Source organism: Streptomyces sp. NBC_00122 (assembly GCF_045160845.1).
Taxonomy (GTDB): Bacteria; Actinomycetota; Actinomycetes; order Streptomycetales; family Streptomycetaceae; genus Streptomyces.
Genome location: NZ_CP108191.1, coordinates 6,537,775 through 6,563,834 on the forward strand (window position 1 = coordinate 6,537,775; position 26,060 = coordinate 6,563,834).

22 protein-coding genes and 2 pseudogenes are annotated in these 26,060 nt (G+C 68.9%); 11 read left to right on the top strand and 13 right to left on the bottom strand.

Annotation, left to right across the window (positions count from 1 at the left end; translation table 11 throughout):
- Window positions 1–111: 111 nt before the first annotated feature.
- Window positions 112–1,299: a cytochrome P450 gene (locus OG737_RS29755; RefSeq protein ID WP_328929300.1), complete on the top strand. Its 1,188-nt coding sequence runs from the start codon at window positions 112–114 to the stop codon at window positions 1,297–1,299.
- A 39-nt stretch (window positions 1,300–1,338) separates the two neighbouring features.
- Here OG737_RS29755 and OG737_RS29760 read toward each other — a convergent pair whose 3' ends face one another.
- Window positions 1,339–1,992 (bottom strand): class I SAM-dependent methyltransferase, encoded by a 654-nt coding sequence (locus tag OG737_RS29760; RefSeq protein ID WP_328929301.1) that lies wholly within the window; start codon window positions 1,990–1,992, stop codon window positions 1,339–1,341.
- Window positions 1,993–2,051: 59 nt separating this feature from the next.
- Window positions 2,052–3,566, bottom strand: a complete 1,515-nt coding sequence (locus tag OG737_RS29765; protein WP_405922194.1) for an IucA/IucC family protein — start codon at window positions 3,564–3,566, stop codon at window positions 2,052–2,054.
- 106 nt (window positions 3,567–3,672) lie between these two features.
- Between OG737_RS29765 and OG737_RS29770 the strand changes: the two genes are divergently transcribed.
- Both OG737_RS29770 and OG737_RS29775 read left to right on the top strand, forming a co-directional pair.
- Window positions 3,673–5,232, top strand: a complete 1,560-nt coding sequence (locus OG737_RS29770; RefSeq protein WP_328929303.1) for an IucA/IucC family protein — start codon at window positions 3,673–3,675, stop codon at window positions 5,230–5,232.
- Window positions 5,233–5,358: 126 nt separating this feature from the next.
- Entirely contained in the window at window positions 5,359–6,132 is a 774-nt protein-coding gene (locus OG737_RS29775) for a GntR family transcriptional regulator (protein WP_328929304.1), read from the top strand.
- On the opposite strand, the gene OG737_RS29780 is transcribed toward OG737_RS29775, so the two are convergent.
- Window positions 6,112–7,674: a S8 family serine peptidase gene (locus tag OG737_RS29780; protein ID WP_328929305.1), complete on the bottom strand. Its 1,563-nt coding sequence runs from the start codon at window positions 7,672–7,674 to the stop codon at window positions 6,112–6,114. The genes OG737_RS29775 and OG737_RS29780 overlap by 21 nt on opposite strands.
- Window positions 7,675–7,775: 101 nt before the next feature.
- The gene (locus OG737_RS29785) at window positions 7,776–8,165 is read right to left on the bottom strand and encodes a MarR family transcriptional regulator (RefSeq protein ID WP_405676960.1); all 390 of its coding nucleotides are present in this window, start codon (window positions 8,163–8,165) and stop codon (window positions 7,776–7,778) included.
- A 155-nt stretch (window positions 8,166–8,320) separates the two neighbouring features.
- On the opposite strand from OG737_RS29785, the gene OG737_RS29790 reads away from it, so the two are divergent.
- From OG737_RS29790 to OG737_RS29805, 4 genes are all read left to right on the top strand, one after another.
- Window positions 8,321–9,262: a SigB/SigF/SigG family RNA polymerase sigma factor gene (locus OG737_RS29790; RefSeq protein ID WP_328929307.1), complete on the top strand. Its 942-nt coding sequence runs from the start codon at window positions 8,321–8,323 to the stop codon at window positions 9,260–9,262.
- Window positions 9,263–9,442: 180 nt separating this feature from the next.
- Window positions 9,443–10,504 carry a betaine/proline/choline family ABC transporter ATP-binding protein gene (locus tag OG737_RS29795; RefSeq protein WP_328929308.1) on the top strand — a complete coding sequence of 354 codons (1,062 nt, stop codon included), beginning with the start codon at window positions 9,443–9,445 and terminating at the stop codon, window positions 10,502–10,504.
- On the top strand, window positions 10,504–12,297 hold the full coding sequence (locus OG737_RS29800) for an ABC transporter permease/substrate binding protein (RefSeq protein WP_328929309.1): 1,794 nt from the start codon (window positions 10,504–10,506) through the stop codon (window positions 12,295–12,297). The genes OG737_RS29795 and OG737_RS29800 overlap by 1 nt, the downstream gene beginning before the upstream one ends.
- Window positions 12,298–12,583: 286 nt before the next feature.
- On the top strand, window positions 12,584–12,790 hold the full coding sequence (locus OG737_RS29805) for a hypothetical protein (RefSeq protein ID WP_328929310.1): 207 nt from the start codon (window positions 12,584–12,586) through the stop codon (window positions 12,788–12,790).
- Here OG737_RS29805 and OG737_RS29810 read toward each other — a convergent pair.
- The gene (locus OG737_RS29810) at window positions 12,780–13,715 is read right to left on the bottom strand and encodes a helix-hairpin-helix domain-containing protein (RefSeq protein ID WP_405922195.1); all 936 of its coding nucleotides are present in this window, start codon (window positions 13,713–13,715) and stop codon (window positions 12,780–12,782) included. The genes OG737_RS29805 and OG737_RS29810 overlap by 11 nt on opposite strands.
- Before the next feature lie 184 nt (window positions 13,716–13,899).
- Here OG737_RS29810 and OG737_RS29815 point away from each other — a divergent pair, with 184 nt between their 5' ends.
- Entirely contained in the window at window positions 13,900–14,562 is a 663-nt protein-coding gene (locus tag OG737_RS29815) for a hypothetical protein (protein WP_405922196.1), read from the top strand.
- Window positions 14,559–15,416, top strand: coding sequence for a hypothetical protein (locus OG737_RS29820; protein ID WP_405922197.1), 858 nt, complete (start codon window positions 14,559–14,561; stop codon window positions 15,414–15,416). Before OG737_RS29815 ends, OG737_RS29820 begins: the two co-directional genes overlap by 4 nt.
- Window positions 15,417–15,777: 361 nt before the next feature.
- Here OG737_RS29820 and OG737_RS29825 read toward each other — a convergent pair whose 3' ends face one another.
- Window positions 15,778–15,930: a hypothetical protein gene (locus OG737_RS29825; RefSeq protein ID WP_405922198.1), complete on the bottom strand. Its 153-nt coding sequence runs from the start codon at window positions 15,928–15,930 to the stop codon at window positions 15,778–15,780.
- 12 nt (window positions 15,931–15,942) lie between these two features.
- Window positions 15,943–16,104 (bottom strand): annotated as a pseudogene (locus OG737_RS29830) (NUDIX hydrolase); the annotation flags it as partial.
- Window positions 16,105–16,672: 568 nt separating this feature from the next.
- On the opposite strand from OG737_RS29830, the gene OG737_RS29835 reads away from it, so the two are divergent.
- Window positions 16,673–17,443, top strand: coding sequence for a hypothetical protein (locus OG737_RS29835; RefSeq protein WP_405922199.1), 771 nt, complete (start codon window positions 16,673–16,675; stop codon window positions 17,441–17,443).
- Window positions 17,444–17,475: 32 nt separating this feature from the next.
- On the opposite strand, the gene OG737_RS29840 is transcribed toward OG737_RS29835, so the two are convergent.
- The 3 genes and pseudogenes from OG737_RS29840 to groL form a co-directional block, all read right to left on the bottom strand.
- Window positions 17,476–17,724: a hypothetical protein gene (locus OG737_RS29840; RefSeq protein ID WP_405922200.1), complete on the bottom strand. Its 249-nt coding sequence runs from the start codon at window positions 17,722–17,724 to the stop codon at window positions 17,476–17,478.
- A gap of 23 nt (window positions 17,725–17,747) precedes the next feature.
- A complete protein-coding gene (locus OG737_RS29845) occupies window positions 17,748–19,196 on the bottom strand; it encodes a S8 family peptidase (protein WP_405922457.1) in 1,449 nt (482 codons plus the stop codon).
- A 201-nt stretch (window positions 19,197–19,397) separates the two neighbouring features.
- Window positions 19,398–20,975: pseudogene (groL, locus tag OG737_RS29850) on the bottom strand (chaperonin GroEL); the annotation flags it as partial.
- Between the two features lie 391 nt (window positions 20,976–21,366).
- Here groL and OG737_RS29855 point away from each other — a divergent pair.
- Window positions 21,367–21,768, top strand: coding sequence for a WbqC family protein (locus OG737_RS29855; RefSeq protein WP_405922458.1), 402 nt, complete (start codon window positions 21,367–21,369; stop codon window positions 21,766–21,768).
- Between the two features lie 79 nt (window positions 21,769–21,847).
- Here the strand turns inward: OG737_RS29855 and OG737_RS29860 are convergent, their stop codons facing one another.
- The 3 genes from OG737_RS29860 to OG737_RS29870 are packed head-to-tail and all read right to left on the bottom strand — an operon-like array spanning window position 21,848 to window position 26,048.
- Window positions 21,848–22,426: a DUF6262 family protein gene (locus OG737_RS29860; protein WP_405922201.1), complete on the bottom strand. Its 579-nt coding sequence runs from the start codon at window positions 22,424–22,426 to the stop codon at window positions 21,848–21,850.
- Window positions 22,423–24,954 (bottom strand): tyrosine-type recombinase/integrase, encoded by a 2,532-nt coding sequence (locus OG737_RS29865; RefSeq protein ID WP_405922202.1) that lies wholly within the window; start codon window positions 24,952–24,954, stop codon window positions 22,423–22,425. The genes OG737_RS29860 and OG737_RS29865 overlap by 4 nt, the downstream gene beginning before the upstream one ends.
- Window positions 24,951–26,048: a tyrosine-type recombinase/integrase gene (locus OG737_RS29870; protein WP_405922203.1), complete on the bottom strand. Its 1,098-nt coding sequence runs from the start codon at window positions 26,046–26,048 to the stop codon at window positions 24,951–24,953. The genes OG737_RS29865 and OG737_RS29870 overlap by 4 nt, the downstream gene beginning before the upstream one ends.
- Window positions 26,049–26,060: the final 12 nt, after the last annotated feature.

Consider the following 26,060-nt stretch of genomic DNA (forward strand, 5'->3'; position numbering starts at 1 on the left):
AAGGCGGGCCCACAGAGGCCGGGTTGACCCCCGAACGGCCCACAGCCGAAACGATCCGGCTTCTCATATATCCCGTTCGGGCCCGGCGGCGATCACCTTAGGCTGCGCCCCATGCCTCTTACCGACATGACCGCACACGCCGAAGAGTTCAACGCCGACCCCTATCCCTTCTACGCCGCACTGCGCTCCGTCGGGCCCGTCCACCGGATCGTCATCGCGGGCGACCGGACCTGGCTGGTCGTCGGCCACGACGAGGCCCGCCAAGCCCTGGCCCACCCGGCCCTGTCGAAGAACTGGCTCGGCCAGGAACTGTTCGCGAACACTCCGGTGACCGCCACCGCCGCCAACATGCTCGACTCGGATCCGCCCCAGCACACCCGGCTGCGCCGCCTGGTGGCGGGCGAGTTCACCTCCCGCCGGGTCGAGGCCCTGCGCCCGCGCGTGCAGCAGGTCACCGACGAACTGCTGGACGCGATGGCCGCGGCCCCGGACCGCCGGGGCGACCTGATCCGGTCCTTCGCCGCCCCGCTGCCGATGACCGTCATCTGCGAACTCCTCGGCGTACCCGACCTGGACCAGGAGCGGTTCCGCTACTGGTCCGGCGAGATCGTGGCCCCGCTGGACCCGGCCAACCCGGACCCCAGGGTGATGGAGGAGATGACCGCCTACCTGTACGAGCTCGTCGAGGCCAAGGCCGCGGACCCCGGCGAGGACCTGCTCAGCGCGCTGATCCGGACCAGGGACGAGGACGGCGACCAGCTGTCCCCGGAAGAGCTGATCGGCATGGCCTTCCTGCTGCTGGTCGCCGGGCACGAGACCACGGTCAACCTGATCGGCAACGGCGTACGGGCCCTGCTCGCCCACCCCGACCAGCTGGCGGCCCTGCGCGCGGATCCGGACGGGCTGATCGACGGCGCGGTGGAGGAGATGCTCCGCTACGACGGCCCGGTGCAGCACGCCACCTACCGCTTCGCCCGTGCCGACCTGGAGATCGGGGGCACCCTCATCGAGGCCGGTTCCTCCGTCATGGTCGGGCTCGCCGCGGTCGGCCGCGACCCGGCCCGGTTCACCGGGCCCGACGACTTCGACATCCGCCGCACCGGGCCGAGCCATCTCGCCTTCGGCCACGGCATCCACTTCTGCCTCGGCGCCCCGCTCGCCCGCATGGAGGGCCGCATCGCGGTCCGGTCCCTGCTGGAGCGGTTCCCCGACCTGGCCGAGGACCCGGACGCCGGCCCGCGCGACTGGCTTCCGGGCACCCTCATGCGGGGCGTGAGCCGGCTTCCGCTGCGCTGGTAGCCGGGGCTCCCGGCCGCCGGCCGCTGCGGCCGCCGGGGCTCAGGCCTTGCGCGCGAGCAGGAACCCCTGCGGACCCTTCTCGTCGCCGTCGGGTTCCCGCACCAGGCGGCCCACCTCGGCGAGGCCGGCCCCGGCGAGCAGCCCGGCGATCAGGTCCGGCGGGGTCCAGTACACGTCGAGGTCGACCGGATGCCCGTACGCGTGCTCCAACCGGATCTTGCGGTCGCCCGCTTTGAAGCCGATCAGCACGTAGCCGCCCGGGGCCAGGACCCGTGCGAACTCGGCGAATAACGTGGGCAGTCGGGACGGCGGGGTGTGCACCGTGGAGTACCAGGCCAGCACCCCGCCGAGTACCCCGTCCGCCACGTCCAGCGCGGCCATCGAGCCCACCTCGAAGCGCAGCCCCGGATACGTCCGCCGGGCCACGGCCACCATCGCGGGGGACAGGTCGACGCCGAAGGCCCGTACGCCGAGCGAGTCCAGATGCGCCGTCACCCGGCCCGGACCGCAGCCGAGGTCCGCGACGGCGCGGCCCGGCCCGCCCCGGTCGCCGCGCACGTACTCGGCGAACGCGGCCAGCATGGACCGGTCCAGCGGCTTGCCGGACAGTTCCGTGCCGAGTATCCGGGCGTAGTCGGTGGCGACGGTGTCGTAGGAAGTCTGTACGGAGCTCAGGTTCCAGGTCTCTGTCATGCCCCTGGACAGTATCCTCCGGACTCCGTCCGGAGGGAATCCCGTCCATGTGCTCCGGCTCACCCTCCGGTCAGGGGATTGGGCAGCTCCGCCCACTGATCACCCGGGACACCGGGGCTCAGCCGCATCAGCGTGAGCGCCTTGGTGGGCAGCGGGCCGGTCAGCAGCGCTTCGGTGTCGGCGGTCGCGGGCAGGCCCGCCGCCTCGGCGAAGGCGTCGGCGAAGGCCCCGGCCGAGCCCGCCGTGGCACCGAGCGCACCGGTCAGAAGCGACCCGAACAGCTTGCGCCGCAGCGCGGCCACGTCGTCGGTGATCAGCCTGCCGGACAGGGGCGGCACCGGCAGCCCGTACCGGACCAGCCGGGCCGGGCTGATCCGGATGTCGGCGAGGTCCCGGTAGACCAGCCGCATCGGGGCGCCGGTGGCGGAGAGGACGACCAGGAGGTTCTGGCCGTGGGCCTCCAGCGCCACCCCGAGCTCCAGCACGCGCAGGCACACCGAGAGCGCGAGACGCGCGAACTCGGCGCGCCAGGCGGCCGAGCGCGCCTGCGGGAACGAGGCCAGGGCCGCCACCGGCAGCACCCGCTCACCGGCGGCGGCGTCCGCGTAGACCTCCGGCGGCTCGCGCAGCACGGCCGCCAGGTCCGGGCTGTGCGCGGTCGCCGCGCTCAGGGTGCGGGTGAAGCGCAGCCGGCCGTCGAGGCGCTCGGACAGCCTCTGGGCGAAGTCGGACACGGCCGCCGCCGTTTCGACGGAGTAGCCGGAGATGTCCCGTACGGAGGAGGTCAGCCGGGTGCTCAGCGCCGTCTTGACGTGCGCGCCGCCCGCCACCGGGGCGAGGGTGCGCAGGGCCATCAGCGGATGCGCCGCGAAACCGTCCCGCACCCGCTCGTGCTTGAGGGTGTGCGCCGCCTGCCAGGGATGCACCGGGACCATGATCCGCCCCGCGTCCCGCAGCTCCGCCGGCCAGTCACCGGTGACCAGGCACTCCTCGGCCCGTACGGGGACCAGGCCGAGCTCCACCACGGGGCGGTGCTCGGGGGCGTACGCCAACTGCTCGGCCACCGAGAAGCCGGGCCGGGAACGGCAGTTCGGGTGGTACGGATGCCCGTCGACCACCCGCTGCTCCCACTGCCAGGTGGTGAGCGCGGCGACGTCCGGGTCGGCGGGCGCCTGCCCGGCCCGGGAGAGCGCGAGGGAAGCCGTGCTGCCGTCCAGCTCGGCGGCGAACTCCTCGCCGTGCGGGACCCCCAGCGCCGCCACCAGCCGCGCGGCGTGCCGGTAGGGCTTGCCGTCGAGCAGCAGCTCCGTCACGTACGCGTCGGTGGCGTAGGCGTCCGGCGGCGGGCCCTCCAGTCGCCCGCCGCCCGCCAGCAGCAGTTCCAGGCCGGTGCGGCCCCGCTCGCGGGCCGCCACCCACGGCAGCGGTTCGAAGGCGAGCGCCCGCCACAGCCGGGTCAGCACGGCCGCCCGGGCGCCGTCGAGCGCGGCGCTGTACGCGGGCCCGAGCGCGGGCCGCACGGCGGCCAGTTCCGCGGCGACGGCCTGTTCGGCGGGGGAGACGGGAAAGTACATCGGAGGCTCCGCGGATCGGGTTGTCGCTTGACCGGATGATCACCTCATCATCGCGGATACTGAAGATCACGACCGGAGGTCGCGTCCCGCGATCCCGGCGCACCGGATGGACCGAATGGAACCAGTGGACCTCAACGCCGCCGCCGACACCTATGCCGCCACCCCGCTCCTGAACTGCCTGCTCCGGGAGGCCGCCGAATCCGCCGAGGAGCACGGTGCGGGCGTCCACCGGCTGCGCGGCAGCGGGCGGCTGCTCCGGGTGCGGGGCGGCCGTCGGCCGGTGCGCCCCGAACTGCGCCTGGCGGGCGGCTGGCGTCTGCTCAGCCACTCCGAGCTGGTCAAACTCACCTCCGACGAACTGGGCCGGTACACCGGGGTTCCGAACGACGAACTCCCGGTCGAGATCACCGACAGCCGGGACGCGGTCGCCGCACTGCTGGCCGCCCGCGCCACCGCCGAGCCCCCGGTGGACCCGTACCTGCTCTCCGAGCAGTCCCTGGTCATGGGCCACCCGAACCACCCCGCCCCCAAGGCCCGGGGCGGGGCGCCGGTCGGCAGCTGGCTCCCGTACGCGCCGGAGGCCCACGCCCGCTTCCCGCTGGCCTTCCTGGGGCTGCGCGAGGACCAGGTGGCGGAGGAGGGCGGACCGGCCGCCGCCGCGGCGATCGACTCCCTGGCCGATGCCCTCGACGGGCCGCGCCCGCCCGCCGGCTACCGGCTGCTGCCCGCCCATCCCTGGCAGCTGGACCTGATCGGCTGCCGGACGACGGTGCGCGAGGCCTTCGCCGACGGGCGGCTGCTGCGGCTGGGCGAGAGCCGCCGGCCGGCCTGGCCGACCGCCTCGATCCGGACCCTGTACGTGCCGGACCGGTCCGCCGACCTCTTCGTGAAGTTCAGCCTCGACGTCCGGATCACCAACGACGTGCGCCGGCTGTGGCGGCACGACCTGCTGAAGCTGCGCCGTACCGACGCGGCGGTCGAGGCCGGCTTCGCCGCGCTGCGCCGGGCCGGTTCGGGAGCGGCCTGGCTCGCCGACCGCGGCTACCGGACCGCCGGCTTCGCCTTCGAGCAGCTCGCGGTGCTGGTCCGGGACGGCTTCCACGACGGGCACGCGCACGCCGCGCCCGGGGCCACCCCGCTGCTGGCGGCCGCGCTCGCCGAGGGCTACGCCGGAAGCCCGCTGGCGGGCACCGCCGACCCGGCCGCCTGGTGGCGGGCGTACCTGCGCCAGGTCGTGCCGCCGGTGCTGGAGCTGTTCGCCCGCCACGGTGTCGTGCTGGAGGCGCACCTGCAGAACAGCCTGGTCGCCGTCGACGCGGCGGGCATGCCGGTGCAGGCCCTCTTCCGCGACGCGGAGGGGGTCAAGCTGCTGCCCGACCTGGACCGCGCGGCGGCCTGGCAACGGCTGGTCTACTGCCTGGTGGTCAACCATCTGGCGGAGATCGCGGGGACGCTGTGCGAGCGGCATCCGGACATCTCCGCGCTCGTGTGGCCGGCCGTACGGGAGGAGTTCGTACGCTACGACACCACGCGCGGCCTGCCCGAGATCGCGCAGCTGCTCGCCGCCCCCGCCCTGCCCGCCAAGACCAACCTGCTGCTGCGCTGGACCCGTGCCGACGGCGCGGACGCCCGCTACCTGCCGCTGCCGAACCCGCTGCGGGGGTGAGGGGAGGGTGAGTAACCGGCCAAGGTGGTGCCCGGACCGCGTCCCGCTCTCACATAGAGGTATAGACCAATGCTACGTTGGGCGGGCAGACCGCGCAGTCCTTGACCACCCGTCAGAGGAGAAGCCATGCCCCCCTCCCCATCGCGGGGCGGCGGCCCGGCCGCCATGCCCAAGTACCTGCGGATCGCCGCGGCGTTGCGGCAGGAACTCGACCGCGTCGCGCACGTCCCCGGCGGCAGACTGCCCTCCGAACGCAGCCTGGCCGCCCGCTACCAGGTCAACCGGCAGACCGTCAGGGCCGCGCTCCGGCACCTGCGCGAGGACGGCCTCGTCGTCACCGGCCGCCGCGGCACCCGGTCCGTCGCCGTGGACGCCGCGGCTGCCGCACCCCTGTCCGCCCCCGTCCCCTCCCCCCTCCTCGCGCAGAGCTGGCTCACGCTGGTGACCGTGCCGCCCTCGCTCGCCGCGCTGCTCGGCATGAGCGGCGGGGAGCGCACCCTCGTCCTGCACCGGCGCGAACGCGGCCCGGCGGGCGAGGCGCTGCGGCACGCCGTCACCTACCTGAGCCCGGGCGCCGTCGCGCGCAGTCCCGAACTGGCCCGCTACCGCGACCGGCCGGCGCCGGTCCGCGACGAGGACCTGGACCCGCTGTACCACTGGCTCGACCGGGCCGCGGGGGACGGCCGGGTCGCCGAGACCCTCACCATGACCCGCACCACGCATCCGCCGGCCGCCGCGTCGCAGGCCGGCGGCCTGACCGTGCGCCGCACCCTGCACGACGCCTCCGGCCGGCTGCTGGCCGTCACCGATCTGGCCTTCCCCACCTGGGACCGGCTGACCTTCCACCGCGACCCCGAGCGCCCGTACTCCGTGAAGGGCTCAGAAACGCAGGGCCCATGAGTCGATGTAGCCGGTGTTGCCGCTCCGCGTGTCGAACACGCGCAGTCGCCAGACCCCGTTCGCGGTCCTTGAGGACGCGTCGATCGCGATGACCACGGTGTAGTCGGTCTCGATCCACGCCTCCCACTCGTCCTTGACGGGGTATGCCGTGCCGTCCGGGGCGATCACGTCGATCCGCAGGTCCCCGACGTCCGGATGCCTGACGGCGATCTCGACGTCGAGGTCCGCCGGGGCCGTACCGGACACCCCGCTCACGGTGATGGGGGAGTCGACCGTCGCCTGATCGGCCACCGGGTAGTCCGTGGTGTTCGCGAACCGCCGACCCGGCGGCCGCTGCGGTGAACCGCCCGCGTAGAGCAGCCGGTTGGCGGAGCCCGGGCCCGGGTCGATGACCGATCCGGTGCTGGCGTAGGCGGTGAGGGCCGCGCCGACCTGGGCCGGGGTCGCCGTCCGGTGGGTGGAGAGGTGGAGCGCCGCCACCCCGGTGACGTGCGGGGTCGCCATCGAGGTACCCGACATGGTCGTGTACCAGTCGTCGGAGAAGTACGCGGCCGACGAGATGGAGTCCCCGGGGGCGAACAGGTCGACCAGAGGCCCGTAGTTGGAGTAGGAGGCGCGGTGGTCGTAGTCGCCGACCGCCCCTACCGTCAGCGCCGCCTGGACCCGGGCGGGGGAGTGGCCCGAGGCGTCGATGTCCTGGTTGCCGGCGGCCACCGCGTAGGTGATCCCCGAGGCGATGGAGTTGCGGACGGCGGCGTCCAGTACGTCGTCGGGGTCCCCGCCCAGGCTCATGTTCGCCACCGCAGGCTTCGCCGCGTTGCGCGTCACCCAGTCGACGCCCGCCACCACCTGCTCCGTGGTGCCCTGGCCCGTGTAGTCGAGCACCCGGACCGCGACGATCTTGGCCTGTTTGGCGACCCCGTGCGTGGAGCCCGCGACCGTACCGGCGACATGGGTGCCGTGGCCGTGGTCGTCCTCGGAGCTCATGTCGTCGTCGACGGCGTCGTAGCCGTAGGAAGCGCGCCCGCCGAAGTCCTCGTGCGTGATGTGGACGCCGGTGTCGATGATGTACGCGGTGACGCCCTGCCCGGCCGAGTCCGGGTAGGCGTAGGCGGCGTCCAGCGGGAGACGCCGCTGGTCGATCCGGGACAGACCCCAGGAGGGCGGGTCCGGCTGGGTGGCGTCGAGCTTCAGCGTCCGGTTCTGCGCCACCTCGGCGACGGCAGGGTCCGCGGCGAGCCGCCTGGCCTGCCGCTCCGTCAGCTGTGCGGAGTACCCGTTCAGCGCGGCGTCGTACGTGCGGCGGATCTTTCCGCCGGAGCGTTCGACCACGCTCCGGCCCCGCGCGGTACGGGACGTCGCGCGGGCGGGGTCGAGGAGGACGAGGTAGCTGCCGGCGACGGCTCCCGGCGCGCCCGCGTAGCGGACGGACCCCTCCGGCGGACTCGCCGCCGAGGCCCCGGTGTGCAACCCGAGCGCGAGCGCGGCGGCCAGCGCGAAGGCGGCGCCGCAGCGCCGCCATAAATGCGGTCTCGTGTTCATGTGGCCAAGGCTGGGGCCGTTGCGGAGCAGGGCACAAGGGGGCCGGGGGCTGCTGGGGCGGGAGTGCGGAATGTGAGTGCGGGAACGGGCCTAAGCGTCGCTTAGGAGGGCTCCGCCAAGAGGTCCGGGACCGGAGCGATGCCCAGGAGCTCGGTGGCTTCCGCGTCGCTGATGTCAGGAGCCGGCGGCGGAGCGTCGGGGTCCGCGGAGGCGCCGGTCAGCAGGGCGAGCAGGCCGGCCACTTGGACACCCGCCTCGGCCGGGTGGCGGAAGACCGCGCCCGGGGAGATGTCGTACCGATTGCGTCGGCCGTCGCGGACGCGCCGCAGATATCCGTCCGTCTCCAGGTCGGTGACGATCGTCTGCACGGTCCGCTCGGTCAGTCCGCACACGGCGGCGACGTCCCTGAGCCGCACGGCCGGGTCCCGGGCGATGGTCACCAGAACGCGGGCGTGATTGGTCAGGAATGTCCAGTTTTGTCGCTGAGACATGCTCCCCATGCGGTCATGATGCGATACGCGATTCATGTGATGCAAGACGTGAAATGCATTTCCGGTAATTCTTGACGTACGACCAGAAGCGGTCCACCATCTACGGCAGTCAAGGTCCCGCGCCGCAAGCCGACCAGCCCAAGGAGCGAACCCCCATGCCGGTCCCTGCCCCGTCCCCCCATACCGCCACCGCCTCCGCGGCACTCCCCACCCCCCGTCGGAGCGCCGAAGCGGCCCGCCTCGCGGGCCTGCCCCGGATCGACGAGCCGCGCGAGGTGGCCCCGGCGGACGCGAGGGAGCTGTCGAAGGTCTTCTTCCGGCGGCTGCGCGAACTGACCGAGGGCACCGCGGAGTACCAGTACGTCCGCAACACCCTCATAGAGATGAACGCCTCACTCGTCCAGTACGCCGTGCGCCGCTTCCGCAACCGCGGCGACGGTGGTGACATGGACGACATCGTCCAGGTCGGCACCATCGGCCTGATCAAGGCCATCGACCGGTTCGACCCGGCCCGCGAGAACGAGTTCTCCACGCTGGCCATGCCGTACATCACAGGCGAGATCAAGCGGCACTTCCGCGACACCTCCTGGGCCGTCCGCGTCCCGCGCCGGCTCCAGGAGCTGCGCATCGACATCGCGAAGGCGAAGGAATCGCTGACCATCGAGCTCGACCGCTCGCCCACCGTCGCGGATCTCGCCGGCCACCTCGGCCTCTCGGAGGAGGAGGTCATAGAGGGCCTCTTCGCCGCCAACGGCCACACCAGCGGTTCCCTGGACGCCCCGCAGGCCGCGCACTGCGAGTACGGAGGCGGCCGGACGGAGGGGCAGACCCTCGCCGACGTCATGGGCGAGGAGGAGCCGGCCATGGAGCTGGTCGAGGACATCCAGACCCTGGCGCCGCTGCTGGAACAGCTCACCGACCGCGAGCGCCGGATGCTGCGGATGCGCTTCGGCGAGGAGCTGACACAGGCGCAGATGGGCGCCGCTCTCGGCATCTCGCAGATGCAGGTCTCGCGCCTGCTGACCCGGCTCCTGCAGCACCTGCGTGCCTCGATGCTGACGGACGAGCCGGAGGGCGCGGGCGCCGGACACACGTGAGGTAGATCACCTTTGCGTTTGCTCAGGTGAATACAGGGCACGAGCGCGGCTGGAGCGGAACCGTGCTCTCCGGCACATGGTGACGGAGAGCACGGCGCACGCGGGCGGATCCCGTCCCGCTCCACGGCCCGCGCCGGCCCGTCCGGCGCGCGCCGTACCCGTACGACCCGCGAGGTACATGTGTCCACGCTCCAGGCCGAGCACGTCTACAAGGTGTTCGCGAGACACCGCGACGACCAGGCGGCCGCGGTCCGCGCGCTCGAGGCCGGCACCAGCCGCGACGAGCTGCGCGCCGACGGAACGACGGCCGCGGTGATCGACGCCTCGTTCCGCGTCGAGCCGGGACAGATATTCGTCGTCATGGGTCTGTCTGGATCCGGCAAGTCCACGCTGCTGCGCATGCTCAACGGGCTCCTGGAGCCCACCTCGGGACGCATCCTCTTCGACGGCGAGGACCTCACCGCGCTCAGTCCGCGCGAGCTGCGCCGCGTACGCGCCACCAAAATCAGCATGGTGTTCCAGCACTTCGCGCTGTTCCCGCACCGCGACGTCCTGGAGAACGCCGGCTACGGACTGGAGGTCCAGGGCGTCCCCCGGGCCGAGCGCGAGCGCCGGGCCGCCGAGGCCCTGGCGCTGTGCGGGCTCGGCGGCTGGGAGAAGTCCTGGCCCGACGAGCTCTCCGGCGGCATGCAGCAGCGCGTGGGTCTGGCCCGCGCCCTGGCCACCGACGCCGACCTGCTGCTGATGGACGAGTCGTTCAGCGCCCTCGACCCGCTGATCCGCCGCGACATGCAGGACCAGCTCCTCGAACTCCAGCGGCGGCTGAAGAAGACGATCGTCTTCATCACCCACGACCTCAACGAGGCCATGCGCCTGGGCGACGGCATCGCCGTCATGCGCGACGGCCGCATCGTCCAGCAGGGCACCGCCGAGGACATCCTCATCCGTCCCGCCGACGAGTACGTCGCCTCCTTCGTCCAGGACGTGGACCGCTCGCGCGTGCTCACGGCCGACGCCGTCATGGACGAGGCGCCCGCCGGGGCGGACGCCTGCGGCTGCCCCACCGTCAGCGCCGGCACCGCGCTCGCCGACCTGTGCGCGGTCAGCGCCCGGGTCCCGCACCCGGTCGCCGTCACCGACGAGGACGGCGCCGTCATCGGCTCCGTACCGAAGGACCGCCTCGTCGCCTTCCTCGGTGACGAACAACGGCCCCCGATGGCCTGTGCGGAGGTGGCCGCCTGATGCCCCGCCTACACCTCGGCGCCTGGGTCGACAGCGGTGTCGACTTCCTCCAGCGCCACCTGTCCTGGCTCTTCGACGCCATCAGCGCGCTCGTCACCGGCCTCTACGACGGCATCGACGCCGCGCTCTCCGCCCCCGCCCCGCTGCTGTTCGCGGGCATCCTCGCGCTCGCCGCCTGGTGGCTGCGCGGGCTCCTCGCGGGGCTGCTGGCCTTCGCCGGCCTCGCGCTCGTCGACTCCGTCGGGCTGTGGTCCGAGGCCATGTCGACGCTGTCGCTGGTCCTGGTCGCCACCCTCGTCACGCTGTTCTTCGCGATCCCGCTCGGCATCTGGGCTTCGCGTTCCGACCGGGTCAGCGCCGTCCTGCGGCCCGTCCTGGACTTCATGCAGACCATGCCGGCCATGGTCTACCTCATCCCCGGCATCATCTTCTTCGGGGTGGGCGTGGTGCCCGGCATCATCGCGACCATCATCTTCTCGCTGCCGCCGGGCGTACGGATGACCGAGCTCGGCATCCGCCAGGTCGACGCGGAGCTGGTCGAGGCGGCCGAGGCCTTCGGCACCACCCCGCGCGACACCCTGGTCCGCGTCCAGCTGCCGCTGGCCCTGCCGACCATCATGGCGGGCGTCAACCAGGTCATCATGCTCGGCCTGTCCATGGTCGTCATCGCCGGCATGGTGGGCGGCGGCGGACTCGGCGGTGCCGTCTACCGGGCCATCGGCAACGTCGACATCGGCCTCGGCTTCGAGGCGGGCGTCTCCATCGTCATCCTCGCCATGTACCTCGACCGGATGACCGGGGCCCTCGGCCGCCAGGTCTCCCCGCTCGGCAGGCGCGCCCTCGCCAAGGCGCGGGCCGCCGCCACCGGCGCGGCCAAGGTGTGGAACCACCGCCCCCGGCCCGCCTACGCCGTCACCGGCGCCGTCGTACTCGCGCTCGTCGCGGGCGGGCTCGGCACCTTCGGCGGCTCCACCGCCGAGGGCGGACCGGCCGGTGCCGCGAACATCGGCAAGGGCCGCACGGTCTCCATCGGCTACATCCCCTGGGACGAGGGCATCGCCTCCACCTTCCTGTGGAAGGAGCTCCTGGAACGGCGCGGCTTCAAGGTCGACACCAGCCAGCTGGAGGCCGGCGCCCTCTACACCGGCCTGGCCGGAGGCCGGATCGACTTCCAGACGGACGCCTGGCTGCCCGTCACGCACGCCCAGTACTGGGAGAAGTACGGGAACAAGCTGGAGGACCTCGGTTCCTGGTACGGCTCCACCTCGCTGGAGCTGTCCGTGCCCTCGTACGTGAAGGACGTGCGCTCGCTCGCCGACCTCAAGGGCCGGTCCGGGGAGTTCAAGGGCCGGATCATCGGCATCGAGCCGAGCGCCGGCGCCATGTCCATCCTGAAGGACAAGGTCCTGGGCGAGTACGGCCTGGAGGGCGAGTACCAGGTCGTCGACGGCTCCACCCCCGGCATGCTCGCCGAGCTCAAGCGGGCCTACGACAAGAAGGAGCCCGTCGTGACCGTGCTGTGGTCCCCGCACTGGGCGTACTCCTCCTACGAGCTGACCAAGCTGGTGGACCCGAAGGGCGTCTGGGGCAAGGGCGACGGCATCCACACCCTGGCCCGCGAGGGCTTCGCCGCCGACGAGCCCGACGTGGCGCGCTGGCTGCGGTCCTTCAAGCTCACCGAGGAGCAGCTGACCGGCCTGGAGGCGAAGATCCAGGACACCGGGAAGGGCAAGGAGCAGCAGGCGGTCCGTGCCTGGCTGGCCGAGCACCCCGAGGTCGACAAGCTGCCCTGACCTCGAGGCGCACCGGCGCGGGCGGGGGACCGGCAGGCGCGCGCCCGGCCGGGCGCGGGACCGTACGAGGTTCCGCGCCCCGCCGGCGCTGCCCGCCGGTGCCGCCCTCCGGCCTGGTGGCGGCCTGCGGCGGGTGCGGTTGATCACCAAGTGCCCGCAAGTGGACCGGAATCCTCCTGCAGACCACACCTCTGACCAGCCGGAACTCTGGACGATTCGCCCGTGCGGCGGAGAGCCGCTCCATGGCACAGTGCGGTCAGGCCAACCGCACGACCAGGGAGCGTCCATGCGCGATCAGCACTCCACGCCGCTCGCCGCCGCACCCGGGTGCCGCGCGCAGCCTGCCCCGCTGCCCCGCTGTCCGGTGTGCGCGGGGATGCCGGAACGCATCTCGTGGCGACAGCGGCCGGGACAGCCGGTGGTGCTGGCCTTCGACCCCTGCGGTCACCGGTGGACCTCACCGGCCCCGCCGGTGCTGGCCGTCACACCGTGAGGAAGGCGGCGATGCGCTCGGCGAAGGCCTCCTCGCCGACGATCTCGATGCCGGCCTCCTCGGCCTTGGCCACCTTGCCACCCGCCTTCTCGCCCGCCACCAGCAGGGTCGTCCGCCCGGATATGCCGCTCGCCGACTTCCCGCCCGCCCGCTCGATCAGCTCCCGCACCTTGTCGCGGGTGTCGTACGCCGCCAGCGCGCCCGCCATCCGACCGGTGACCACCACGGTCTGACCGGCCAGTGGTCCCGGCCCGGCCCCGGCCCCGGCCCCGGCCCCGTCGCCGTCCCCTGCGGCGGCGGGTACGGCCTGCGGCTCCGTGAGGTTGACCCCGGCGGCCGCGAGCTTGTCGATGACCGGCCCCAGCTCCGCGACCTGCGCGACGATGGCGGCCGCCTTCGTGTCGCCGACCAGCTCCACCCCCGTCATCGCGGCCGCGTCGGCGGCCCGGACGGCCTCCATCGTCCCGAAGTGCCGGGCGATCCGCCGGGACATGCCCCGCCCCGTGCCGACGATGCCGAGCGCGCAGAACACCCGGGACAGCGGCCTGCCCTTCGCCGCCCCGATCTGCTCGACCAGCTTCGCCGCCCGCTTCTCGCTCCCGGCGGCCTGGGCGAGCCGCGCCTCGTCGAGGGTGAACAGGTCCGCCACGTCCCGGACGTGACCGGCCTCGACGAGCGCCCGTACGTACTTCTCGCCCAGGCCGTCGATGTCGAGCTGGTCCCGTCCGGCGGCATACAGGATCGCGGCGATCCGCCCGCAGTCGGCGGGCTGCGCGCAGCGCCACCGCTCCTGCGACCGGTCGATCTCCCCGGCGCAGCCCGGGCACACGGCCGGCGGCTCGATCGGCCGCTCCGCCCCGGTGCGCAGCTCGACCACCGGAGCCTCGACGCGCGGGATGACGTCCCCCGCCTTGTACACGGTCACGATGTTTATCTAGGGTTGTCAAGTGGTTCTCCAGCTCAGGCCCATAGAGCCGAATGAGGCACATGAGGGACGAGGCTGAGAAATAGGTTTACTCTGAGGTAGGCAGGGGCGTCTGCCCCAGCCGTCGCCGGACCACTCCACCGAGCAGGGCCATCGGCCCGGCTCTCGGACATACACTCGCCCCATGACGACTGATCGGCTCGTCGACACCCTGCTGTCCTGGGCGATGGACGAGAGTGGAGGCGACACCACGTGTCACCTTGGCCCCAACATCGGTGTCTCTCCCGTCCGGTTGCCGATGCCTGACGAATCTGCGGTTCAAGACGCCATTCGCGGATTGGTATCCCGGGGATGGGCCCACGTCGGTCCTCGCGAGCGCAACGCTGCCGGCGACATCGTCTTCTACACCTTGACATCCGCTGGTGTGCAGGAAGCCGAGCGACGTCGGAGGGCCCTCGGCAGCCGACGCGACCGCTTGGTCTATGCCGAGAACGCAGTTCTCACCTGGGTGTTCGAGACGGCCGAACCTGGCTGCCCGGTGGAGCTCATCGACTTCGTCAACTCAAACGAAAATTCCTTCTACGGCAGCCCACTGACGGCCGACGAGGTCCGCGCGGCATCGAGCAACCTGGTCGGGATGAAGATGCTCAGCGCGACCGGTGGGCCGCTGACCGGTGTCTGGCTTCAGCCCGAAGGGTATTCCTGCGCGATGTCAGGCCAGCCGGTCCGTAGCTACGTCGAGCCGAGAGCTCAACATTTCGAACAACACGTCCACCCAGGTGCTGCGGGAGCACAGGGCATCGAAGTCACCCAGAGGGCGGTCGAGTGGGAACCTGAGGGCTCATGACGGTCGACGACACAGCGGACGTGATGCTCGCCTGGCTCAGCAGCCACACCAATCGCGACGTCGGCAAGTGCGTTCCGCTGGAGGAGTTCGCCGGCAACGAGGAGCCGCTCGTTCAACGGGCTCAGGAAGCAGCCCGGCTGCTTGAGGAGCGCGGCCATGCTGAGGTGTTGGAGACCCTCGGCTGCGTGGCTGTTTCGATCACCTACAGGGGTTTGCGCGAGGCGGATCGGATTGTGGCCGAACGCGGTGACCACGGTGCGCGATTCGCCTACGTTCTGGATCGGTTGGTGTCACAGGCATTTGCCTCACCGGACGGCGTCGTCCCGCTTCAGACGTTCATCGCGACCACGATGTACCTGGGTGAACACCCGGAAATTGCGGTGATCTTGCGTGCAGCACGAAGTCTTCGCGACTACGGCCTGGCGGTGCTAACGCCCGCTGATGGCCACCACAAGACCCTGACACTGACCTCGCGCGGCGAGCACTGCGCAATGTCCGGACAGAAGGTGAACCAGTACGTGAGCGAGCAGACTCCCGCACCCGCGGGCCCGGTATTTACTCAGAACGTCTACGGCGGTACGGCCGCTCAGGGCGTGAACGTGACCCAGAACGTAGGCGTGCAGGCCGATCAGCTGGCCGACCTAGTGCGGCAAATTCGTGGGCTCGCCCCGACGCTCCCGCAGACCGATCAGGAGGACTTCCTGGTCGACGTTGAGGTGCTCGAGGACACGGAGCAGGCCCCTCAGGCACGCCTGAGCGCTGGGCAGCGGATCATGCTTGCGCTGAACGCGGCCCCCGGAGCCCAGGCGATCACCGCGATGGTGGGGCAGGTGATCGGTGCGCTCGGAGGGTGAAACCGCCGTGCACGGTCTCCCACTCTGAAACAACCGACGGTCGGCACCCGTTTCAGGGGTGTCGGCCGTCTGCCATGTGCGCAGAGAGGATTTTCTGAGGAATCCTTGCCTTCCACTAACCAGTCCCCCTGAGCCAGCCGTCCGTCGCGGCGTGGCTGACGGCGTGCAGGAGGGCTGTGCCCTCAGCCCGGAGTCCTCGGTGCGCCGCGCAGGGGCCATACGAGCACTCCGTTCACGATGCCCGAGCCGGGGTGCGGAGGAAGGCTGACGGCTGGCACCGCCTCGAGGTGCCAGCCGTCAGCCTTGCCTCTCAGTGCGCAGAGATTCCGTGAAACCGTCCCCTTCGGTCCCGTTAGTCCCGTCAGTCCCTCACTCGCGGTCGATCGACCAGGGGGTTGGCGAGGCTGAGCTGGCCGTTCATCGCGGCGAAGCTGTCCGCGTCGAGGAGAGTCGATGCGATGCGCAGCTGCGGGTCGGCGATCTCGTCGATGTCGTGCCAGGCGGCGCCGGACACATCTTCGGTCTGGAATTCACCGACGTCCGCGGTGGTGCGGAAGAGAAGGCGGAAATCGAAGTGCTGGTAGGCAGGCTCCTCCTTGTCGGGTCGGCGTCGATGGGGTGGCCGTCGATGTGGAGGGGGGTGGCTGTGCAGGGTGATGACGTGGGGCGGGATGTCGGGTTCCTCGATGAGCTCGCGGCCGGCGGCCTGGAGGAGGGTGCCGTCGGACGGTTCGAGGTGGCCGCCCTTAACGGGGCCTTCACGGGCAGATGCCGCTCCCGGTCCTGAGGTGTCTCAGAGGATCACGCTCGGCCTGCTGAGGTGGCTGTCCCCGGCTGCCCTCACAAACTGCGGCTGTTCTCCGCCGTCGCCCGAGTCGTCATGGCAGCTGGCGGTCTCCGCTCGCAGCGAGTTGATCGACGATTGTATCGAAGTGCCGGCCTCATCCTGGTGACGTCACGCCAACAAGATCCGAAGCGCCCGGTCCGACCCTAGCATCCTCACTCGTCCGGGCTATCTGAGGATGACTGTCACAGGGCCTGGCACATATCGTCGGCGTAAGTGACCGTACGCCACCTGAATGAGCCGATCACGAAGGATGAGCAGTCACGGCGACGAGATCGAAAGCAGGCCCAGAATCGCCAACCACCTTGCGAGTTAAGGCAGGCTGCGTCTCGAATCCGATGTCACTCGTGTTTGGGCCTCTTGAACGACGAGGCACCCGTTAGCGTGCCACACCGAAAGCAAGGGAACCGAAATGACAGACATCAATCAGCTCGTCGACGCATGCAGGAACGGGGCAACCAAGATGCGGCCAGTTCTCCCTCTTGGCCAGGCACTCTCCATTGGTTCCATCGGTTTTCTCGAGGATCACGCTTTTCGCTATCTGGGAACCGTGGAGACGCTTCTAGGAAAGAACACGGGAACCCCGATCCCTGGCGGCGGAATTTCCAGTTTTTACACGACTTCAAAAGACGGGTACTATAATAAAATCTACGCTTCAGGGGCAACCTCGGAGACCTTTGGTCAAATCGTCGGCGCCAACGCTGCGATCGAGCTCACGTTTGCGGGAGAGTCCGCCTTCATGCTTTCAGCGAAAAATATTACTATCCATACCATGGCGGACCCTGCCACGCTGCTTGCCGAAATTCTTAAGCGATACAAGACGGAAGCGTGGGAAAAGAGATATTGCCTAGTTTATCAGGTTGGAGTTGCAGCCAGCTATACCGCGGTGCTAGCTCGCCAGAGCGGCGCGAAATTGCTTCTGGGCGCTGACGCATCGTTCGGACAGGGAGATTTTTCCGTGGCCGACGCAGCGGCAGGCGCTCGCTTTGAACGTCAAATTGGCGCACTGGATCACGTTGTCGGCGCCAAAGATATCCCCGCCTTCTTTAGCGCGTATCGCGTGAAGGAGCGGTTCTTTAGATCGAATATCGTAAAGAGCGCAAGCGCTTTGCCGCCGAACGCTCCATCTGGCATCATTGCGCAGAAGCTGGAAATTACGGAAAATCCGTTCGAAGAAGCATGAGGGCCGTGGCCCCGCTGGACCGGCGGCATGACTCAGCTTTGGTGATGCGTCGTTACTCTGGGGCGGCCGTCTTCGACGGGCAGATGCACTCTGCTACCAGCGGAGTACTCCCACCCCGGGAGGCTGGCGACCAGGTGTTCGAGCCGCTCCTCGTCGGCGTCGACGATCAAGACGTCGCTTCTTGAAGCTACGACGGAGACAGCGGGCGAGCTCTTGATCCGGTCCAGATCGCCCGGGGGCGGATCATCGTCGCCAACGTAGTAGAGAAGGTAGTGGGGCATCAGGTGGCCTCCGCAGTCGCGCCTCATGCGCCTATGAGGCCTGTCCCCTCAAGGTCCATAGAGAATCCAAGGGTAACAGCTCGCCGTCGAAGTTCCGCAAGAGTCTTGTCTGCACGAGTCGGGGTCCGTGCCTCGTAAATCCATCCGGTTTCGCTGAGTACGCACGCTGCCAGGCCGGCGACGACAGGAGCGGCCTGGGAGGTACCGTCAAACACACCCCAGGCATCGTGCTTACTGGGGCTGGGGAGGGTAGAGATCACTCCGACGCCCGGTGCGATGAAGTCATGGGGCCTAACGCAGTTGGAAAACAATGCCACGAAGTTGTCCGGGTCGGGCTTACCTGGGGGAGGCCCAGCAGCGGATGCAGAACTTGTTCCACCAGGGAAAGTGCCATGCCTCCCGAGCGCCCCAACGGCCACTACGCCCTCTATCGAGGCGGGAAAGGCCAAAGGTCCACGGCCATTGTTCCCCGCTGCTCCTACTACGATAACTCCTTCGGCGATGGCTCGCCTGATTCTCCGCGATATATATGGCGCATTATTTTCGAACTCGATTGACAGATTTATTATGTCGCATTTGTCAGCCACTGCGTCGTCTATCGCCGCACCGATGTCATAAGGGCCAGCCGAAGGCTCCCGCTCAATGTAGATTCGGTAACTTCGGAGAGTGGCGCCCGGAGCGACTCCCAACCATGCGCTGTCGCCATTGGCGGCAATGATCCCTGCTACATGTGTCCCGTGTGGCGATCCTTCAATTGCCGTCCAGGGTCCGCGAGAATCATAATCGTACCCGTATCCGCCTTCCACTTTCAGGGCGGGATTCGGGCCGACTCCAGTGTCAATGATGCCAACACGGACACCACTACCAGCTGACGGCGCATAGGGATTGTAGTAATGGCGAAGCACATCAACGTGGCCCGCACTTATAGGGGTGACATCAACGTCTACGCGTCCGCTGTGCACCACCGGTGGGCGGGCACACCAAGACCAGTGCCCCGGAACGGGAGCGACCCAGAGTTCGCGGAGTTCTGATCCTGTGATGTTTAGCTCGGCCATCCCGTTAACGTCAGTAACTTGGGCATCAACCGTTTCGTCGGCCATTTTCCCTCTGACGACTGCGCCCGAGATCCCCCTACCGTTGGCGCTCGACCTAACTCGTACCTTCACGTACTCATTTACTGCCGTATTGTGCAGCAAGTATCTCTTCATTGCTGGAGGTTGCACCGAAGCGGGATAGGCTGGAACATCTTCGTAAATCTCGAAGCCAGCGGAACGGAGGCGCCACACTACATCCGATGAAGCCTCGACGAGAGCCGCGTCACCAGGTCTACGCGCTACGACGCATAGGCCTCTTTGTTCTTCTCGGGCTAGGGCCTCAAAAAGGACACCCGTGGATGTTTCTTTATTGCCACTCTCAGGACTCTCGTCCAGAATGTACCGTTGAGGGCCAGGGCGTGGTCCATAGCGGGTCATGTGAAAAACATCTTCCCGCCCGTGGCTAGGGGCGCCTGCTTGACGGAAGCCCGTGTGGCTGCGATCCGCCTTCAGATTCTGTCTTGGTGCGGGATGTTTCAGCTGCGGCGGTTGGGAGGCCACCGCTCGGGTGCGGACCCTGGAGTTTCGGCCACGAGCAGGACTGCGAGAGGCGAGGCTGTCTACCAAGTCTGAAGCCCATTCCGGCTTGTCGACGACCAGGGTCTCGGTCGTGAGCAGCAGGGAGGCGATGGAAGCAGCGTTCTCCAGCGCGGAGCGGGTGACCTTGACCGGGTCGATGACGCCGGCCTTGACCAGGTCGCCGTACTCGCCGGTGGCGGCGTTGAAGCCGTTGCCCTTCTCCAGCTCGGCCACCTTGGAGACGATGACGTAGCCCTCGTGGCCGGCGTTCTCGGCAATCCAGCGCAGCGGCTCGACGACCGCGCGGCGGACGATGGCAACGCCGATGGCCTCGTCGCCGCTCAGGCCGAGGTTGCCCTCGAGGACCTTGGCGGCGTGGACGAGCGCGGAGCCACCGCCGGAGACGATGCCCTCCTCGACCGCGGCGCGGGTTGCGGAGATGGCGTCCTCGAGGCGGTGCTTCTTCTCCTTGAGCTCGACCTCGGTGACGGCGCCGAGCTTGATCACACATACGCCGCCAGCCAGCTTCGCAAGGCGCTCCTGGAGCGTCCCGCGCTCCCAGTCGGAGTCGGTGTTCTCGATCTCGGCCTTGATCTGGGCGACGCGGCCCTGGACGTCCTCGGACTTGCCGGGGCCATCCACGAGGGTCGTGTCGTCCTTGGTGACCGTGACATAGCGGGCGGAGCCCAGCACGTCCAGGCCGACGTGGTCGAGCTTGAGGCCGACCTCCTCAGAGACGACGGTGGCGCCGATGAGGACCGCTATGTCCTGCAGCAGCGCTTTGCGGCGGTCACCGAAGCCGGGGGCCTTCACGGCGACGGCGTTGAAGGTGCCGCGGACCTTGTTGACGACCAGGGTCGACAGGGCCTCGCCCTCGACTTCCTCGGCGATGATCAGCAGCGGCTTGGAGGAGTTGGTCTGGATGACCTTCTCCAGCAGCGGCAGCAGGTCCTCGATGGACGAGATCTTGCCCTGGTGGATGAGGATGTACGGGTCGTCGAGGACGGCCTCCATACGCTCCTGGTCGGTGACCATGTACGGGGAGAGGTAGCCCTTGTCGAAGGCCATGCCCTCGGTGAACTCCAGCTCCAGGCCGAAGGTGTTGGACTCCTCGACGGTGATGACACCGTCCTTGCCGACCTTGTCCATCGCCTCGGCGATGAGCTCGCCGACCTGCTGGTCCTGCGCGGAGAGTGCGGCCACGGCGGCGATGTCGGACTTGTCCTCGATCGGGCGGGCGGTCGCCAGGAGCTCCGTCGAGACGGCCTTGACCGCGGCGTCGATGCCCTTCTTCAGGGCGGCCGGGGAGGCGCCGGCGGCGACGTTGCGCAGGCCCTCGCGGACCAGCGCCTGGGCCAGCACGGTGGCGGTGGTGGTGCCGTCACCCGCGATGTCGTTGGTCTTGGTCGCCACCTCCTTCACGAGCTGGGCACCCAGGTTCTCGTACGGGTCGTCCAGCTCGACCTCGCGGGCGATGGTGACACCGTCGTTGGTGATGGTGGGGGCGCCGAACTTCTTGTCGATGACGACGTTGCGGCCCTTGGGGCCGATCGTCACCTTGACCGTGTCGGCAAGCTTGTTGACGCCGCGCTCGAGGGCGCGACGGGCGTCCTCGTCAAACTTCAGGATCTTCGCCATAGGAACATTGGCCCATCCACTGTGGACTACGATGCTGTGGCCCAAAAACACGCACCGACAAGGTGGCGATTGCCTCACCCTGGTGGCACAGACGGCATAGTGACCACCTGATATCCATGCCCACCTACAGGTACATTCGACCACCAGCGGGGTAGCTCTGCTACTTGACAGTTCAGCCGCCGCGTGTACCAGCACCGCACCCGCCTGGCGGCCCTGGACGCCCCCGAGAGGACCAGATGGCTGTATCTATCCCCACTCACGAGCCCCAGGGCCGCCAGACCGCCATTCAGGACGCTCTGATCGCCGATACCGCCCTGGCCAGGCGACGGACCGCGGCGATGATGCGGCAGAAATACGGGCCAGCCGCCACTGGCCCGACCTCCAGACGGCTCTGGAACCGGTCTGGGCCGCGTTCGGCACCGGCCACACCGCAGCCGTCGCCGAGACTTCCACCCGCGTCATGCTGGACCTGCTGGGCTGGCCAGGCCGGGTGCTGACCGCAAGCCCGTTGCCCGCCCGACCCGAGCGGTCCCAGCGGCTCGCCGACCTCACCGACCAGGCCAGGGCTGCCGCGTATCTGTGCGGGACCGGCGGGATGACGTATCTCGACCCCGCCGCGTTCACCGCCCGCGGTATCACCGTCGCCCCGTTCCTGCCCCCGGCCTCCGGCATCTGGGTCTCCGCCCGGCGCGTCACCTCCCTGTGGGCCCTGGCCCACTTCGGCCCCGCCGACCTGGCCGCCCGGCTCATGACCGTCACCGGTGCCCCGAGCCCACTTCAGGCCGCCGCCTGAGCACGTATCTCTGTACTTCTCCCTTCCCTCGAGGGGGTAAGTGCAGAGATACGTGCTCAATCGCGTACGGATTTCGGTCTCAGGCCGGGGCAGGGCCCGCGTTCTCGGCCCGGATCATCCGCCGCAGACTGGACCGGGCCGCCGCCAGGTCTTCCTCGGCCTCCCGCAGGGTCTCTTCCAGCTCGGCCCTCTCCTGCCGCAACCGGTCTTTCTCGCCCACCAGGGCATCGTTCTGGCGGGTCAGCTCATCCACCCGTGCCACCAACTCCGCAGTGCCGACCTGGTCGAGCTGCTGACCCAGCTGCCTCCGCAGAGCGGCCTTCAGCTGGTCCCGCTCGGCCCGCAGGGCGGTGACCTGCTGCCGCGACAGCTCCAGGTCTGTCTGCAAACTGGCCGTACTCGGCGACAGCCCCGCCCCGGCCGTCCTGCGGGGCTGGCCCTCCTGCTTCTTGCGGGCGGCCTCGATGTGCTCGCGCACCCCCTCCGCATAGACCAGCCAGTTCGACACTCCGGCTGTCTTGGCGACGGCCGCGAAGGTGACCGTCTCGCCGCGGGCCGCCATCTGGTCCACGATCGCAAGGACCTTGGCCCGCTTCTCCCGGCTGTCCTTGCGGCGCGAGGCGGCCAGAACTTCGCTGGGAGTGCGCTTGGCGGTCACGCGCTCGGCTCCCGGCGGTTGATCACGGTCAGCGGCAGCATGGTGCGGCCCATGGCCGCCCTGGTCTTCCTCAAGACCTTCACCGACTCCATCAGTTCCTCGCGTTCCTGCTCTGGCAGCTTCTCGACCTGCTTGCGCATGTTCTCAGCGATCTGCTTGAACGAGTCGATCTGGTCCTGCAGATTGCGGACGACGTACTCCGCCGTGCCCATCGCCACCGCGGTCTCCTTGTCTGCCTTCAGGTCCCGGATCTGGTCTTCGATCGACGCAAGGTAGGACGGGTCGGGACGGTAGAAGCCGCAGCCGGCGCACTGGAAACGGATCGGGCAGGCATGGCCGCCTGCCTTCACGTTCGACGGCTCGACGCACCCGCCGAACGGCACCGCCACCGACCGCAGCTCGTAGGCCGAGTTCGAAGACATCGGTGCCGGATTGCCGTGCCGGTCCACGACATGCAGGCGCATCGTCTTGACCGCCTCCTGCTTCCGTTTCAAGGACACCTTGTAGTACCGGGCCGTGGTATCGGCGCTTTTGTGATCCATGAGCTCTTTGAGTACGTCGATCGGGACGTTGGCGTCCGCGTGTCGCTGAGCGTAGGAGTGTCGGAACGCGTAGGGGAAGATCTTGTTCTTGTCGAACGGGACGGGCAAGCCGTCCAGGCCAGTCCCCTCCGAGTCGAGTCTGTCGATGGAATGAACCCACTGGCGCATCGCTCGGGCGAGATAATTCGACGTCAGGTGAGGGTACTTACTGCCGTCGGATATGGCGGGGAACAGGTAGTTCTCGCTTCGCCTGGGCGTGGCCAGCCCGTCTCGACGGGCGGCCCAGCGCTGGATGTCCTCAGCGGTGTCCCAGGTGATCGGCAGCCGTCGCTTCAGCCGCTTGCCCTTGTAGTTGTTCCAGATCAAGAAGACGTCGTTGCCCGCGAACTCCAGGCAGTCTCGTTGCAGGCTCACCACCTCCCACGGCCGCCTGCCGGTGTCCCGAAGGGCTCGGTAGACCGCCTGAAACATGGCCGCGATGTCGTCTTCGGCATAGCCGCGGTAGGGAAAGCCGATGCCGAAGCTGTCCAGATGGTCATCGAGTTGGCGGATGACCGATTCGGGGATGGCCTTGCCGATCTCGTCCTCGTTGGACTCCTCCCGGATGATCCGCAGCGACTTGTGCCGGCCGAAGGTGCGGTGGAGGTCGTTCAGCAGCCCGGCCCGGCGACCAAAGTCCAGGACGTTGTGCAGCATGGACAGGCAGTCCGCCCGATGCTTGCTGGCGTGCAGGCTGCCGTCCCTCTTGGTCATGCCGCGAAAGCCCTCTACGACCAAGGTCATCTCCGCAAACCGCACCTGACTCGGGTCCAGTCCTCCACCAGGCTGACGGTGTAGGACTGTGGACGTCAGGACGCATGCCTCCATGTGACGGCGGAAGCGGCTGCTGTCCGGCTGGGTGGACCGGGCCCACTCCATCAGCGCATCCCGTAGCCACGGCTGCTTGATGACTGTGAAATCGACCTTGCCCGACCGAGAGCCCGGCCCAGAGCGCCCCGGACGGTGGCCGATCGGCCCGTGCACGGCTTTCATGTCCCAGATCAGCTTGTCGGTGGGCTTGATCCCCGTGAACTGCTCGCGTCCGCGCTCGATGATCCAGGCGATGTCCCGGATCATGGCCGTGCGGTTCGATACTTCGGGCCACCCGGCGGGAGAGAATGTCTCGGGCTTGGCGGTCAGCAGGCATTCCACTCCGGCGAGTTCCTTGACCACCGGGCGGATCGCGGAAGGCTGCACCATCAGTGTACGCAGATCGCGTTGCTGAAGCGCGTAGAGCACCTCCAGCCTGACCACGTCACTCAACGGCGCCAACGAGAATTGGTGGCTGGCTAGGTAGGGCGTTGTGTGCTCGATCCAGTTATCCAGGTCCGCGGCCTTCGCGATGCCCCTGTGCTTCGACCACCATTGGTAGTGGATCCGGCACAGAGCCGACTTCAGGGTGACCTGTTCAAGGGGACAACCAGCCACCGTGCAGTCCGGCCAGGCATCGAGTGGTTCGGCGACATCGCGGACCCACTCCTCAAGCGTCCCGTCGAATGGCCGCCGCTTGTCCGCCGCCCGACTGGCCTTGATCCACTGGACGCTGTGCCCGCGACACAGACCCTTGGAGTGCAGTTCGCGCTGGCACCGCGCGCCGTCCCGCTCGACGGTGCAGCGCATCGCCCGCAGGCAGATTCGGTTCCGGTTCGGCCGGTAGGTGGCTCTGAATTCCTGCTCGGTGAGCCCGCTGAGCCGGAAATGGTCCTCGCAGGACTTGCACCGCCGGTTACGGGCCTTGTGAATCACCGGGCATGCATCGATGATGCACGGCCATGCCACCGTTTTGTCACTGGTGAGATCGCCGGTGAACAGCCATGATCCGGCGTCCCACTCGCCTGCCCGCCAGTCCTCCAGCAGTTGCGACTTCAGCCAGGCCACCCAGGCGTTCAGGTCGGGTGTGGGTCGGCAGCCGGGCAGGTCGATGACCTCCGCGAGGTTCCCGTTCACGCCAGGCCCTGGCCCTTCTGGATCGCCGCGACGCGTTCGACGGCCTCCCGCTTGTCCTCGTCCGTCGCGTGGACGTAGGGCTCCATCGACGACTCCGAGACGTGCCCCATTAGGTTCTTCACGACATCGCGCGGCACCTTGTTGCGGACCCAGGTGGTTGCCGCGGTGTGCCGCAGCATGTGCGGGCGAGCCGCGAAGCCTGCTTGCTTCGCTAGCCGGTTGAACAGGTCCTTTGTGTTGTGGTAGGTCATCGCGCGGCCCAAGGGGCCCTTGAAGAGGTTGACGAACACCATGTCGGTGTCGGCGGCCTCGGCCACCTTGTCCCGCTCGAAGACGTAGTCCGCGTAGAGCGTCACCAGCTCGGCTGTCACCGGGATCCACCGCGGCATGCGGGCCTTGGCCAAAGCACCGTTGGAGTTGCGCCGCCGCCGAACGTGGACGTGCGGACCGGCGGCCTGGCAGCCGAGCCCGGCCGAGTTCGACAGGAAATGCATGTCCTCCCGCCGCAGTCCCAGAGCCTCACCGATCCGGACGCCGGTCCCGGCCAGCAGAGCCACCAGGAAGCGGTCCCTGGCATGCCTGGTCAGTCCGATGAGGGTCGTGAACTGCACGGGGTTCAGCCATTCGTAGCCCTCAACCGCGACCTCGAACTTGATTGCCTTCGTCCGCACCGTGCGGAACTGCCCCTCCTCGCCCGGGTCATAGATCGGCGGCAGATAGGACAGGTACTTCTGCTCGGACAACTGAGCGACCATCTCCGGCAACACCCATCCCTGCTGAGAGCAGAACTGAAGGAACCCGCAGACTGTCGTCATGATCGCGTTCGCGGTCCGCTTCTGCCGGAACCGGTGCTCCGTCGACTTCCTGGCGCTTTTCGCCGGAAGTGGCTCGTCCACCAGCCAGTGCAGGAAACGGGCCAGCCATGGCAGACCGGGCTTCCTCCAGTCCAGACCGTGGTCAGCGCAGTACGACAGATACAAGGCAACCCGAGGGGCGTACGTGCGCTCGGTGTTGATCGACCGGTCCGCCATCCGAAGGCTCGCCAGGTAGGCGCACGCCTCCACATGCAGTTCGTACGCCGAGGAGACCACCACCCACGACACGGA

Coding starts and splice junctions, on each gene's coding strand:
- OG737_RS29765 (WP_405922194.1), bottom strand. CDS start 3,566: ATGTACTTTCCCGTCTCCCCCGCCGAACAGGCCGTCGCCGCGGAACTG.
- OG737_RS29785 (WP_405676960.1), bottom strand. CDS start 8,165: ATGTCTCAGCGACAAAACTGGACATTCCTGACCAATCACGCCCGCGTT.
- OG737_RS29815 (WP_405922196.1), top strand. CDS start 13,900: ATGACGACTGATCGGCTCGTCGACACCCTGCTGTCCTGGGCGATGGAC.
- OG737_RS29755 (WP_328929300.1), top strand. CDS start 112: ATGCCTCTTACCGACATGACCGCACACGCCGAAGAGTTCAACGCCGAC.
- OG737_RS29790 (WP_328929307.1), top strand. CDS start 8,321: ATGCCGGTCCCTGCCCCGTCCCCCCATACCGCCACCGCCTCCGCGGCA.
- OG737_RS29775 (WP_328929304.1), top strand. CDS start 5,359: ATGCCCCCCTCCCCATCGCGGGGCGGCGGCCCGGCCGCCATGCCCAAG.
- OG737_RS29820 (WP_405922197.1), top strand. CDS start 14,559: ATGACGGTCGACGACACAGCGGACGTGATGCTCGCCTGGCTCAGCAGC.
- OG737_RS29840 (WP_405922200.1), bottom strand. CDS start 17,724: ATGCCCCACTACCTTCTCTACTACGTTGGCGACGATGATCCGCCCCCG.
- OG737_RS29780 (WP_328929305.1), bottom strand. CDS start 7,674: ATGAACACGAGACCGCATTTATGGCGGCGCTGCGGCGCCGCCTTCGCG.
- OG737_RS29835 (WP_405922199.1), top strand. CDS start 16,673: ATGACAGACATCAATCAGCTCGTCGACGCATGCAGGAACGGGGCAACC.
- OG737_RS29770 (WP_328929303.1), top strand. CDS start 3,673: ATGGACCGAATGGAACCAGTGGACCTCAACGCCGCCGCCGACACCTAT.
- OG737_RS29805 (WP_328929310.1), top strand. CDS start 12,584: ATGCGCGATCAGCACTCCACGCCGCTCGCCGCCGCACCCGGGTGCCGC.
- OG737_RS29760 (WP_328929301.1), bottom strand. CDS start 1,992: ATGACAGAGACCTGGAACCTGAGCTCCGTACAGACTTCCTACGACACC.
- OG737_RS29800 (WP_328929309.1), top strand. CDS start 10,504: ATGCCCCGCCTACACCTCGGCGCCTGGGTCGACAGCGGTGTCGACTTC.
- OG737_RS29845 (WP_405922457.1), bottom strand. CDS start 19,196: ATGACCCGCTATGGACCACGCCCTGGCCCTCAACGGTACATTCTGGAC.